Origin of the sequence: Flavobacterium sp. AJR (assembly GCF_002156885.1) — a bacterium.
Lineage (GTDB): Bacteria > Bacteroidota > Bacteroidia > Flavobacteriales > Flavobacteriaceae > Flavobacterium.
In genome coordinates, this window is the sequence record NZ_NCWQ01000004.1 from 1 (window position 1) to 14,067 (window position 14,067).

9 protein-coding genes and 2 tRNA genes are annotated in these 14,067 nt (G+C 33.1%); 4 read left to right on the forward strand and 7 right to left on the reverse strand.

Features of this window, described 5'->3' with window-relative positions; all coding sequences use genetic code 11:
• Positions 1 to 346: 346 nt before the first annotated feature.
• Both kwaB and kwaA read right to left on the reverse strand, forming a co-directional pair.
• Complete coding sequence (kwaB, locus tag B8T70_RS01765; RefSeq protein ID WP_086893703.1) at positions 347 to 1,315, reverse strand: anti-phage protein KwaB; 969 nt, start codon at positions 1,313 to 1,315, stop codon at positions 347 to 349.
• Complete coding sequence (kwaA, locus tag B8T70_RS01770; protein ID WP_086893704.1) at positions 1,312 to 1,890, reverse strand: anti-phage protein KwaA; 579 nt, start codon at positions 1,888 to 1,890, stop codon at positions 1,312 to 1,314. Before kwaA ends, kwaB begins: the two co-directional genes overlap by 4 nt.
• Positions 1,891 to 2,372: 482 nt before the next feature.
• Between kwaA and B8T70_RS01775 the strand changes: the two genes are divergently transcribed.
• The 4 genes from B8T70_RS01775 to B8T70_RS01790 all read left to right on the forward strand — a co-directional run bounded on the left by B8T70_RS01775 (position 2,373) and on the right by B8T70_RS01790 (position 9,964).
• The gene (locus tag B8T70_RS01775) at positions 2,373 to 3,869 is read left to right on the forward strand and encodes a T9SS type A sorting domain-containing protein (RefSeq protein WP_086893705.1); all 1,497 of its coding nucleotides are present in this window, start codon (positions 2,373 to 2,375) and stop codon (positions 3,867 to 3,869) included.
• Positions 3,870 to 4,763: 894 nt separating this feature from the next.
• Entirely contained in the window at positions 4,764 to 6,134 is a 1,371-nt protein-coding gene (locus tag B8T70_RS01780; protein WP_086893706.1) for a heme-binding protein, read from the forward strand.
• A 79-nt stretch (positions 6,135 to 6,213) separates the two neighbouring features.
• On the forward strand, positions 6,214 to 7,932 hold the full coding sequence (locus B8T70_RS01785; RefSeq protein WP_039113888.1) for an alpha-keto acid decarboxylase family protein: 1,719 nt from the start codon (positions 6,214 to 6,216) through the stop codon (positions 7,930 to 7,932).
• 46 nt (positions 7,933 to 7,978) lie between these two features.
• A complete protein-coding gene (locus tag B8T70_RS01790) occupies positions 7,979 to 9,964 on the forward strand; it encodes an FAD-dependent oxidoreductase (RefSeq protein ID WP_086893707.1) in 1,986 nt (661 codons plus the stop codon).
• Positions 9,965 to 10,349: 385 nt separating this feature from the next.
• Here the strand turns inward: B8T70_RS01790 and B8T70_RS01795 are convergent.
• From B8T70_RS01795 to B8T70_RS01815, 5 genes are all read right to left on the reverse strand, one after another.
• Positions 10,350 to 10,437, reverse strand: a tRNA-Ser gene (locus B8T70_RS01795).
• Positions 10,438 to 10,831: 394 nt separating this feature from the next.
• A tRNA-Ser gene (locus B8T70_RS01800) sits at positions 10,832 to 10,919 on the reverse strand.
• Positions 10,920 to 11,079: 160 nt separating this feature from the next.
• Positions 11,080 to 11,469 (reverse strand): acyl-CoA thioesterase, encoded by a 390-nt coding sequence (locus tag B8T70_RS01805; protein ID WP_039113884.1) that lies wholly within the window; start codon positions 11,467 to 11,469, stop codon positions 11,080 to 11,082.
• Between the two features lie 5 nt (positions 11,470 to 11,474).
• Positions 11,475 to 12,608: a 3,4-dihydroxy-2-butanone-4-phosphate synthase gene (gene ribB / locus B8T70_RS01810; RefSeq protein WP_035624622.1), complete on the reverse strand. Its 1,134-nt coding sequence runs from the start codon at positions 12,606 to 12,608 to the stop codon at positions 11,475 to 11,477.
• Between the two features lie 2 nt (positions 12,609 to 12,610).
• Positions 12,611 to 14,062 carry an LptF/LptG family permease gene (locus tag B8T70_RS01815; RefSeq protein WP_039119651.1) on the reverse strand — a complete coding sequence of 484 codons (1,452 nt, stop codon included), beginning with the start codon at positions 14,060 to 14,062 and terminating at the stop codon, positions 12,611 to 12,613.
• Between the last annotated feature and the right edge of the window lie 5 nt (positions 14,063 to 14,067).

Sequence of the window (14,067 nt, forward strand, 5' to 3'; positions counted from 1 at the left end):
GAATTTTTCAAATCATCAAAATTTAAAATTTCTGCATTTTTAATAATATCATTAAGTTCAATTTTCTGATTCTCTGGCTTTCCACAACTAATAAAAAGAACAACTATAATGACATTAATTTTAATAAATATTTTTTTCATAATTTATTTTATTACACCTAGAATGTTCAAAAAATGGTAATTAAAGAATTACCAAAACAAAAAAGATTATCCTAAATTCTATCAAAAGATTTAAGAATCATCAATTTACTCTGTTCTAGTAAAACCCTCATCAATTCTTTCTTCATTTGTTATGATTCCTCAAAATAAAAATTTCCATATTATTTTCAATTTTATTTAAATTAAATTTACTCAACTTCGATTTGATTATCTTCAATCTTAACTCCATCTTTCGCTAAACTATCATAGAAAAGACTAGTTAATTCTGAAGTAAGATAATCATCATTCAAAAGCTTAATGAATAAATTTTTCGACACACGAGTATCCAAATTAATTTTTGTCATATCTGTATTAAACTTGATTTTTCCTCGTAATGCTGGATGAGTATTACTAAAAACTATTATCTGGCTATTGGGAATATTATTTATGATTACTGGAGAACTACGCCTCACCTTAGTAAGCCTTCTGGCAAAACCAATATCATCTATTAATTCTTCCAAAACTTCTATATTTGATAATACTTCCATATTCCTTATAGCATCTATACCTAATAAAGCCTCGCGTTGTATCACATTTACAATACCAAAATTTCTTTCTATCGTAGTTAGTTTTAAGATTATTATGGCTTGGTTTACTGACAACACTTGAAAACCTGGGCTAATTCTTAGTAGATTATCCCTGAATCTTTCAAATCTTTCGGCTGCTCTTTTTAAAATAAATCCACCTCTACCAATTATCTCAACAGGAGAAAGTTTTTTATATAAACTAACTTGATTTACTTCATTACCCAAAACAATTATTAAAGTATCAATATTTTCAATTGTTTCATCCTTAAAATTAAAAATTGGAATATTATCATTACCTATAACCTTGTCTAAAAAAGTCAATTCTTCTGGAACTTCTAAATCATATTCATAAAAACATTTACCTCTTTCATCTGCAGTAGACAACAATAATACTTCAAAATCATCTTTGTTTATAATCTGACTTTCAATACTATCAAGAAACATTTGTTTAATTGAAGGTAAATCATCGTCGTCAATATTAAGTTTTTTCGGCTCTATTTCGTCTTTAACTACGGCATACACAATAACTTGTATTTCACTATTTGCTTCAAATAGAAATGCTAAATTTTGATTTAGTTCTTGTTTATTCATGATCTAATTTTTTTTGCGTAATAAATTCTTTGATCTAATTTTATATATTTTACTTTATCTGATTTTTGCAATTTCTCTCTTGTAATTAGCACTATATTATTTCGCTTTTCTTCCCGAACAAAATCACCCGAAATTTTATAAATTCTAAACTGTAATATTGCTAATGTTGGATTAGCGTAAAACAAATCTGTACGAATATAGACAACACCAATAATAACCAATAATATAACTAAGACTATTTGATAACGTACACTTTCAAAATTAAAACACACCAAGGGTACTATATATGTTGTTAAAAAAGTTAAATGTTCATAATCTATATTTTCTATTTCAGTGATTATAAATGGGAGTTCCGATGTACCTCGAAATTTATACCAAAAATCACAAAAAGAAAACAGTCCAATTATGGCAGCAAACAAGCATATCAATGGAATAACATTCATTTCTATCAACTCAAAAGTTCCAACATACTTCCAGTTCTTATGAAAATAAATAGGTATCTGTATAGTTATGATGATTATCAAAACAAACATCAGCCATAAAGACAAAAAATACATTCCTACTTTTCTTTTCATTTTGTTGCTTTTATTTATTATTCCGTGTATTTAAAATTCTAAAGCACAAATGTTAACCTTATAAATTAGACTTTTTTACGGAAAACCGTTTTTCAAATTAAAATCAGCATTTATCAAAAAAGAATTAAGAAAATTAGCAAGTAAGCCTAACCTAGCTAACGTCTTTATGCTAAATATTTTTTTGGTGATTAATAATTTCAATCACTCTATGTCTCTTTATTACAACAAAAATTTTTTTTTATTTCAAAAAAAAGACCAAAACCACCCCCAAAATCAAAACAAAACCACGCCTAATAACATTTTCATGTTTTTTACTGAAATTAACTACAAAAAAACTAAATTTACTAATACACACTGATAAACAATTAAATACAACATAAAACACAATGTCAATTTGATTTTTTGTCCTGATAAATAAGCGTTTTATTATTTATAAATATCCCCACATCTAGATAATAATAATTCAACAGAACTTAATTACTATGAAAAAAATTACACTAATTCTCGTTCTAGCAATTTGTTTTGCTCCAACCTACTCTCAATCTAATCCAACTATTGACATCCTTTTTAGAAATAGTTATAAAGTATTTGAACTTCAGAGACTCCCAAACGGCATGTACAGAGATTCGAAACTATTTAGCGGAAATGATTATCATCCGATATCAGCTGCTAATACAGGCATGGGATTGGTCGCTATATCTATTGCCGATGCTATGGGCTGGATTACTAACGGACAGGACTTGGCTTTGGCAACGCTTAAAACCGCAACTGGACATACTCAGGGCTTTACTCCCGACAGAACATCTAATGGATATTACAGGCATTTTATGGATATCGATACGGGGCAACAAGCTTGGGGTTCAGAATACAGTACTATCGATACCGATATTTTAATGTCGGGAGCATTATTTGCGATGAAGTATTTTAAAAATGATGAAATCACAAAGTACACATTAGAAATGTGGAATTCAATTGATTTTGAAGCTGCCATTTCTGATGCTTCAGGAGGAGCTATTTATTTATCAATGAATGCAAACGGAAGTGGTATCTCAGGTTCTGCCTGGCCTTATAATGAGTACATGATTGCTGCTTGGTTAGCCAAAAATGCCTCTCAAACCCCTACTGGACCAGGGAATGTATTGTGGAATAATCATTACAGTTCTCCAACTCAATTACCAAAAGTAAACTATAATTCTATTCCTGTCTTATCCGATAATGCCACACGTTTTATGCCTTCATTTACACATCAGTTCAATTATTACCTCTGTAATTACTTTACGACATCTAGCGACTATATGCTGTTTTTTAAAAATGCACAACAAGCCGATTTAGAATGGTGGAATAATCAGGGAGGAAATACCTATCAATGGGGATGCGGTGCTGGCTCAGCAATTTCGTCCTCCTATCATGCAGATGCAATAAATGATAATCCTGATCAGATTGTATCACCTCATATTATTGCTGGATTTATTCCTGTAAACCCTAATAGTAAAAATGATTTAATTGCATTATGGGACAACAATAAAGGCAAGTATCTTTTACCAAATTCAACCGATCCTATTTTATGGAGACATAGTGTAAGCAATACAACCTGGATACCTAATGAAATCATTGGTGTTGATTTTTCTACCATGCTATTCGGGATTGCTACATTACCAGAATATTTGGGAGCTAGTTTTTTCTCAACCAATAATGCATTTTTCCCTTTACCAACACCATCTCTAAGCGTATCAAGCTTCAATTCTAATACCATAAAACTTTATCCAAATCCGTTTACAAATACTTTTAAAGTAGAGTTAGAAGAAACGCAAGAGAATGTTTCAATAAACATAAATGACTTAACAGGTAAATCAGTTTACAATAAAACTTTTTCGGAATTAAAAGATCTTGATATTCAGCTAAACATGAGTAGTGGTTTATACGTTATCGATGTAAAACAAAATGGAGAATCGAGAAAGTTTAAAGTAGTAAAAAAATAATATTGAATTATATATTTCGTAAAGTTCAACTTTTGCACCTGATCCTTTTTTGCTCTTGATCATAAAAACAAGAAAAATCATAAAAATAAAAAACCCCAAAACTTTCGTTTCGGGGTTTAACTTTTATGGAGAAAAACTCTAAAGTCTTTACTCTTAATCCTAGAAAAAATAAGGATTACAAAATATAATTTAAACGAGGATTGCACCGTTTTTAGCTTCGTAAATCATCATAGGATAAAAAATTGTTTAGCAATTTCTAATACAAGAATCAACTCCCCTATCCAATCACTGCTAAACTTAAAACTACATTTTATTATTTAAAACTTCGAAACTATTTTAATTCTCATTGAGGATATATCCTAAATGTACATTTAAGATTTTAATAATAAATTAACACACAACAAACACATTTCAAAAAGAAACAGGTAATTATACTTATTGTAATGTGTAGCATTTCTTCTAATTTTAAATACACTATAAACAACTCAAATACAGTATTTTAAAATTCATAATCATCTATTTTAAGCAGAGACGGTAAAAATAATTCTAAAGGCAGACTAAGTAAAATTTATGTTCTAAAATTTAAAAAGTAATCTCCTGCTGTTATTTCGGTTTCCCATGGATAAAAATTCGGCATTCATACCATTTTTTTCTTTTAAACTATTGTGTACTAGTAACTTTATTATGAAATAAACCCCAACTGGATTTATTTTCAAAATATGTTTTTTTAATTAATACTTCATAAGTATCAGCCTCACTGTTTTCCCGTAGCTATAAAGTTATGCGTGTTATACTATATCAATAAGAAATAAAAAGTGGAATTCAGAAACCACTTTAATAAACGAGGCGTAACCTGAAAAGCCATATGAGTAGGGAACAAAAAAAATAAAAAAAATGGAAAATTCAATCGACTTAGAACAAAAAACATGCCCTTATCAAGCTCAAAATGCTCTACAAGCTCAACAAGCAAGTACAGTAGCATTAATTCCAGACATTACAACGCCACTTGTATCAACAACTAATCAGCCACCAGTTGTGGGGCCTATTAATCTCGGGCTTTTAAATAATCTTATTGGTACCTGGAACAGTCCTACCGGAGAGGCTGCAACGGGCTATAATGTTATGCCCTTGCCGCAGACAGATGCTCCAAATGGATACATCACTAAAAACTTCCCTTATTTTGAAGAAATTACATTTACGCCTATAGCAGGTGGAGCACCAAATCGCGCGGGAAATTTTACACAAACAAGTGGAGTGTTGTTTTATGAACAACGAGTATACATTGCAAACAATGCCCAGACAACTGGAAGCCAGCCAATTGAAAACACTTTAATTCATGCCGAAAATGGCACTTGGTTATATCATTTTATACGACAACAAATGGAAGGCCCTTATGGTCCTGGCAATGTTCAAAACCCTTCAATTCCTGCACAAGATCCAAAAGTTCAGTATAACAAACAAATTTCGGTACCTCATGGAGTTTCCGTTTTAATGGTAGGAGGTCCAGTTGTTACCGGAACAGGAAATCCGGCTTTCCCAACCGCAAATAGAACTCAATTACCGTTTACAGATCCCAATATTATTGACCCATCAACCTATTTAACTAACCAATTAAAATCACTGAACGACAAAGGCATTACAGTTGTTAGCTATTCTAGTATTAATGTTAGCTCAAATGAAATATTAGGAGGCGGAATAAATAATATCCATTTTGAGGCTTCTTTTGGAAAAGTAGTTTCAATGGATACTACCTGGTATATTGAAACATTGAGTAACGGAACTGTTCAATTACAATACATTCAAAATATTATTTTACAGTTTGAGATTAATGGTTATCCAAAACAGTTTTCACATATTGATGCTAACACTTTACAGCTTGTGGAAACGTATGTACAGGTCGATGCAAAATTACCATGGCAAAATACAGGAATTACTGTACAACCGGGGAAACCAATAAGTATAAATTACGATTCAGGCCTATGGACTGCTGATCCTGCTACAAACAATGGTAATTTATATGACGCAAATGGATACTCAGGCTATAAGATAGATCTACCCTTCTATCCACTTCAAGGTGTAAATATGGGATCGCTTATAGGTCAAGTTGGTACAAATCCTCCATTCTTGATAGGAAACGGCCCTGTTACAACTCCTGCAGGACAAACTGGACTATTAAGTTTATGTATTGACGATGATTTAAATGCTAAAGGCGGAGCTGGATTAGCCGATAACGTTGGTAGTTTACAGGTACGCATAAAAGTTTAAAATACTAAAAAAGGCACTTTAAAATGAAGTATTTATAACCCAAAGATAAATACGTCTCCAAATCTACAATATCAGAAAAATGAAACCTACAAAAGAATTTACAGTGGCAGATTATCTGCTCACGCGTCTCAAGCAATTAAATGTTACCGAAGTTTTCCAAATCCCAGGCGATTATGTAAAACACTTTACGCAGGCCTTAGAAGACTTTGAAGGTATTAAAACCATTGGAGCTTCAAATGAATTAGATGCTTCTTATGCAGCAGATGCTTATGCTCGTACCCGAGGTTTAGCCGCAGTTTCCTTACAATATGGAGTAAGTACTTATAGTGCATTAAACGCTATTGCCGGAGCTTATGTAGAGCGTAGCCCAGTTATTGTAATTAGTGCTACTCCCGGAGCAGATGCCCGGCAAATAGGCAGTATGTACAACGTACTTTATCATCATTCTACAGGTAATCTCAATGCCGATCAGGAAATTTACGAAAGAGTAACTGTTGCAGCCGAGACTCTAAGCAGTTCTGTAAATGCTCCCGAAAGAATCGATAAATTAATCATTGCAGCACTTACACACCAGCGACCAGTGTACATAGCGTGTTTTAAAGAAGTTTGGGGCGAACCTTGCCCTAAACCTTCGAATAAAAAACTAACACCACTGATAATAAAAAGTGAAGTAGCAGCACTTAACAATGCCGTTTCTCAAGCTTGGACTCAAATTAGTCAAGCAAAATCTCCTCTTATTCTTGCAGGTGTAGAAATCTTACGACACGATTTATCAAATCAATTAGAAGAACTTATTAAAGAAAGTGGCATGTTGTACACTACAACTTCACTAGGAAAAACAGTTCTGGATGAGAAAGGAGATAAATTTATAGGAACATATTCTGATCAAGCTTCAATACCCGAAGTTATCAAACTGGTTGAAGCTTCTGATTGTATTCTATCACTGGGAACTATCATTACCGATGATTATTTATGGTTGGTCGAAAATAAATTTTCGGATATGATTCAGGCAACCACTCAAGAAATGAGAGTTGGTTATTTTACGTATAATAATGTAACCCTAAAAGACTTTATCGAAGCATTAATAGAACGTTTTAAAAAAGCCGCAACATATCCTTTAAAAACTGTGGCGCCAGCTCAACCAAAATTCCCAGAACCCTGGATATCCAATTCAGATCCTAAATATGATAAAACACCCGAAGTAATAACGTTTAACCGTTTTTTTGAACATACGGTATCTTTCTTAAAAAAGAACAAAATGTTAGACGATATTGTTATGACTTTTGGTGTAAGTACCTCTATGTATGTGGCAACTAATATCTACGGATTATCTAAGAATGCATATATTTCTTCGGCTGCTTGGCAATGTATTGGTTTTGAAACTGGCGCTGCATCTGGTGCACAACTTGGCAGTGGTAAACAAGCCTGGACTGTAGCAGGCGATGGTGGTTTTATGACGGTAGCACAATCACTTTCGACTCTTGTAAAATACAATATCAACTCAATACTCTTTGTAATGAGTAACGGAGTATATGCCATAGAGCAAGTATATGTAAATATAGATGCATTTAAAGCAGGACCATCTCATAAGTTTGATGCATTTGATATTCTTCCAAAATGGGATTATCAGGCACTAGCCAAAGCATTTGGTGCAAACAGCTACCGAGCCGAAACAGTTACTGAGCTAAACGAAGTACTACTTAATCTCAAAAAGAAAACCCACCTCCCAACCTTAGTCGAAATTGTAATTCCTCAAAAAGATCTGGCACAGCAAATGGCAAGATTGGGTAATGAATAAAAGCAACCACAAAACAATCGAATAAAAATTTTAAAAACATATAATCATGAGTACAAAAACATATTCAATTTTTGGAGCTGGTGCAGCTGGACTCTATACCGCTTGGAGATTACTTGACGGAACTTCCAAAAACAAAAAAAACGAAAAATTACTTGTCAAAGGGGATATATTAGAACTCTATGACTGGGGGAAATATGATTTTTCTAAAAAAAATCCAGGAACCAGAGAACCAGGTGCACGTGTTTGCACATGGCACTATAAAGACAATAAAGATAATTCGTACCTAGAATTGGGTGGTATGAGATATTTGTATTGGGACGGAACCCCTAAAGGACCGGGGCATCGCTTAGTAACTAAAGCCATAGAAAAACTAGATTTAAAGAAAGATTCAATTCCTTTTAATGAATCTGCAGACCCACTAATGTCTTTGCGTTCTAAAAACATGTATATATCAGATGTTACTTCTAACCAGCCAGCTCCTTATGCTGCAAACAATTACGGCGAAGATGCTCCACCAGATGATGGATTTACAGTCATACAATCTGTAGCTATTACTCAAGATTCTGGACCAGTTACCCGAAGAGAGTGGTGCAAATTTTATGAAGATGGAAAAATTAATATTGAAATGCCTGAAAGTTCAATCTTCAAAAAAGGAGATTTGCTAAAAGAAATTGGGTACTGGAATCTCGGTTATGATATGCTTGGACAAGAAGGATTCAGCTATTTATCTGATGGTAATGGCTATAGTTCAAACGTAGTAAACAGCAATAGTGCACAGTCCTTTAATGTCAATGACGAGTTTACTCCAGGAACAGAATACAAAACTTTAATAAAAGGATATTCGAGCTTATTTGATTCCTTATTTGAAGAAGTCGAAAAACTAGCAAAACAAAAAGGGATTACTCTCAATTATTATCCAAATACGCGATTGCGTTCTATTTTACATACCAAGTCAGGAATACATTTTACAACAGCAAAACGTGAATCTCCTGATAAACTTGCAGAAAGTAAAAAATGTGATGCTGCATTTCTTGCAATGCCAAGAGCTGCCATAGAATTAGTAGCTGAAGCAACTAGATATTCCGACACAGAAGGTATGGATGTATTAAATCACGAAAAAGTTCAGTTGTATTTAGAATCTGTAATCATGGAACCTTCATACAAAATAGGTATGTTTTTTAAGACTCCGTGGTGGAGAGAAACGCCAGACGGAGGTCCAACTTATCCTGCCAAACTAACAAGTTACTTTCTAACACTGGAGGGAATAGCTAAATTAAAAAAAGAGAATTTCCCTGCTGAATATCTAAATAAAATAAATAATCCAGCTATTATAGGTATTCCGTTTAACGATAAAGCCAGTTTTATTGCTGCTGTAGAAAATGCAATCCAGGAGCGCCTAACTTTTAAACAAGAAAGCCAAATTTTAACTGTAGCCGAATTAGATACCATTGGGCCGAGTATTACAGATATGCCTATCCGACAAGTAGTTTATTTTGGTGATAATGCCAGAAATGAAAAAGGAGATAAAGTATATGGTATTCTTGCCAGTTATGATGATATCCAATATTCAACATTCTGGAAAGCTTTAGAACTCGGTCCAAAAGCAACACGTAAAATTCCTGAATCCAGAGATTGCCAACCACTCGAAGGACCGAGAAAGGCCACACCTGTAATGGTAAAAATGCTTCGCTCACAATTGGCGGCATTACATTTTGGACCACAGACAGATTATTCTGCTGTACCAGAACCTTTAGAAACTAAGTATATGGATTGGTCGCTCCCTCCTTTTAATGCGGGTTACCATGCCTATAAATCACATTATAATTTAGGTGATGTGCAAAGAAAAATTAGAAAACCATCACAACTTGTTCCAAAAACAGATTGCGATATTTTTATAGTTGGTGAAACGTACTCAAATGATCAGGCTTGGGTAGAAGGTGCTTTTTGTACAGCCGAATCTGTTCTTAATGATTTTTTCGGCATTGAACCAATTATAGATGAAAAATACTATCCATTTATTTCTCCAGAGTAATACTCTAAAAACTGTAACTATGTAAGAAAGCCCAAAAACTTTTTACACTAACAAATGAGGTGACAAAAGAGAATCTCTAAGAGGTAATACAACACCAGATCTAATGGGTTGGAAAAGATCGTTCTTTTCCAACCCATTAAATATAGTTACTATGAATAATTTTTTATAGTCTCAGAAAATGGACAAAAAAGTTAAAATGCCATTACAAGATCTCCAACAATGGATACAACAACTTATACTTGATCCATACCAACAAACAGGAATCATGCCTAGTAGTTTACTTTCTAATGCATCAAATAAATCATGTCTGACAAGACTAAGAGTAGAAATAAGAAAAGTCATAAAAGCAAAAAACCCGAAACTTTCGTTTCGGGTTTTAAAATACTGGCGGAGAAAGAGGGATTCGAACCCCCGGACCTGTTACAGTCAACAGTTTTCAAGACTGCCGCATTCGACCGCTCTGCCATTTCTCCAGTATGTCGCTTTCATTTCCTGATTGCGAGTGCAAATATAAGACGCTTTTTTGATTATAACTAATCGAATTTCCAAATACAATAAAATTAAATCGTTTGCCAGAATTTAAGCTACCTAGAAATCATGTGAAGTAGTAAAAGTTTATCAATCTAAAAGCAATAAGTTCAACATCAAATTTATGTTTAAAAAACTAAGAGACTGCTATTTTACTTATCTATTCTTTGCTTTTACAGATTGTCTTTGGGTTCTAATACACACTAAACTATTATAATTTTCTTTTTGTAATAAATTTTCTTTTTTTTTCTTAATCCCTAACTTTTGAACAAGATTCAAGAAAACTAGAAAAGTCATAAAAACAAAAAACCCGAAACTTTCGTTTCGGGTTTTAAATACTGGCGGAGAAAGAGGGATTCGAACCCCCGGACCTGTTACAGTCAACAGTTTTCAAGACTGCCGCATTCGACCGCTCTGCCATTTCTCCAGTATGTCGCTTTCATTTCCTGATTGCGAGTGCAAATATAAGACGCTTTTTCGGTTCTCAAAACTTTTTTAGAGCTTTTTTGACGATTATTCTAAATTAATTTTCAACTACCTAATTATCAGTATTTCTCTTTTAAAATAATTTTGCGCTAATTTGCAAATTAGTCCATAATCGGGATTGGTTTTTTATTTTCATCAACCGCAACAAACGAAAAAGTACCTGAAACTACCGTCTCGCGAAGTTCAGAGTACATTTGTTCCATGAAAATATCTACATGAATTTTACAACTTGTTCTCCCAACACTATCAACTTTTGCAACTAATTCAATTAATGTTCCAGCCGGAATTGCTTTTTTAAAGTCAATTTGTCCAGTTGAAATCGTTACCACTTTCTTTCGGCTGAATCTGGTAGCACAAATAAAAGCAACTTCATCCATAAGATGAAGAGCAGTTCCCCCAAATAAAGTATCATAATGATTCGTTGTACTCGGAAAAACAGCTTTAAATATACGTGTCTCAGATTTTACAATTCTTTCTTCAAATGTGTCCATATACTTTAATAGCTTACGTATTCTGTTATTTCAAGTCCGTAACCTATCATACCAACACGTTTAGTTTGTTCTGTATTTGATACTAATCTAATTTTAGAGATATCAATATCATGTAGGATCTGTGCTCCTATTCCATAATCTTTACTATCTATAATTACTTTTGGTGCTTTCATCACTCCTTGAGATTGTAATGTCTTAAGCTCAGCAATACGGTTTAATAAATTTACAGCTTGCATATCCTGATTAATAAACAATACTGCACCTTTACCGTTCTCATTAATAACCTTAAACATATCATCCAATTGTTGTTCTGGATTATTAGTTAAAGTACCTAATAAATCATTATTTACTTGAGATGAATTAATTCTGGTAAGGATAGATTCACCCAAACTCCAAGTTCCTTTTGTTAAAGCGATATGAATTTGTTTATTTGTTGTTTGCTCATAAGCTCTTAAACGGAAAGTTCCGAAACGAGTCTCTATATCAAAATCTTCTTTTTTTACAATCAAACTATCGTGTTGCATTCTATATGCTACCAAATCTTCGATAGAAACCAATTTTAAATTGAATTTTTTAGCAACTTCTACAAGTTGAGGTAAACGAGACATAGTTCCGTCTTCATTTAAAATTTCGCAAATTACACCCGCTGGTTTAAATCCTGCTAGTCTTGCAAAATCGATAGCTGCTTCAGTATGTCCTGTTCTTCTTAATACACCACCTTGTTTAGCTACCAAAGGAAAAATATGTCCTGGTCTTGCCAATTCATATGGTTTTGTATTAGGATCTGTTAATGCAAATACAGTCAGAGATCTATCGGCAGCAGAAATTCCTGTAGTTACTCCATTCCCTTTTAAATCAACCGAAACTGTAAAAGCAGTTTCCATATGATCTGTATTATTGGTAACCATTGGTTTTAAATCCAACTCTTTGCAACGACTTTCTGTTAATGGAGCGCAAATTAATCCACGACCGTGCGTTGCCATGAAATTAATCATTTCTGGTGTTACCTTTTCGGCTGCAGCAAGAAAATCACCTTCATTTTCGCGATCTTCATCATCTACTACAATGATTACTTCACCTTGACGAATAGCTTCAATAGCCTCTTCAATGGTGTTGAGTTGTATTTTATTTGTTGACATAATTAGGTTTTGTTTTGAGAAGGAATAAACTTCTCAGAGAGTTTTTTAAATAACTTGTTCAATGGAGCCAAAATAGTATCCATATTAATTAAACCAATATCGTTTGTAGCACGATAAGTTAACAAAACGGCTAATGGTGTAAGTATAAAAGTAGACATCCAAGCTCCCATAAAAGGAGTTAATCCGTCTTCTTGTGAAATTCTTTTTCCAAAAGTATTGATAAAGTGAAAAGTAATAAATATCAAAACTGCAAAAACTATTGGTAATCCAAGTCCTCCTTTTCGGATAATTGCTCCTAGTGGTGCACCAATAAAAAACATTAAAAAACAAGCAAAAGCAATCACGAATTTCTCGTAAAGCGCCGTAAGATGTCGGTTAATATTTCGTTGTTTTTCTTTTAATTCATTTTTTGTAGCGTCAATAGAATACATTGCGCTTGTAAGATTACTACTTGCCACTTTAAGTATTTCCGACTTTTTATCATTGGCATAAAGTGATAAAATATCGTTTGGCAAAGGTTTTTTCTTTTTATCTAATTTAGCAGTTGGTATACCTTTGGCAATACCCACTTTTTGATTGATGTTTTCTGAAAAAGAAAGTATTTCGGTATCTAAATTTTTACTTAATGAATCCAGCGTATAACGCAATTCACTAGCATTTAGCATTCCGTTTGTATTACCTATTTCCTGACTATCATCTACTTTATTTAATTCGGACAAATCGATGTTGATGATTTGCTTTTTAAATTTCCCTTTTATAAAAGGCATTTTACTTCTGTCTTCGTATTTCTTAGGCGTTACATCTTGGTAATAGTAACCATCATTAAGAACTAACTGAAGAATACTAGATTTATCATTACTTATTAATTCACCAGTTTTAGATTTAATAACGGTTTTATTTTCACCACTATTATTTGCTTTTTCATGAATGGTTACTCCTGTAAGCTTATTTCCGTTTTCGCCTGATTTTTTATTTACCTTAATATTATAAAAACCAACATCGCTAAATTGTCCTTCGGCTATAGCCATTGCAGGCTTAGCTTGCGCGATGCTTTTTCTAAAATTAATAAATTTATATTCAGCGTAAGGAATTACATTGTTTGCAAAGAAGAAGGCAACAATACTTAAAAAACAGATAAACACTATTAAGCCTCTCATAGCTCGCTGTAGCGAAATACCCGAAGCTTTCATTGCTGCAAACTCATAGTTTTCAGCCAGATTTCCGAATGTCATAATCGAAGCCAGTAAAACCGATAACGGTAATACCAACGGGATAATTCGAGGCATCGAAAACAATAAGAATTTAACAACTAAAATTAAATCCAAATCTTTACCCGCCAACTCGGCTATAAATAGCCAAACGGTTTGAAGAATGAATATAAAGAATAGAATTACAAATACAGTAGTAAATGTAAGAAGGAAAGTTTTTAGTAAGTATTTGTCTAGTATTTTCAACCCGT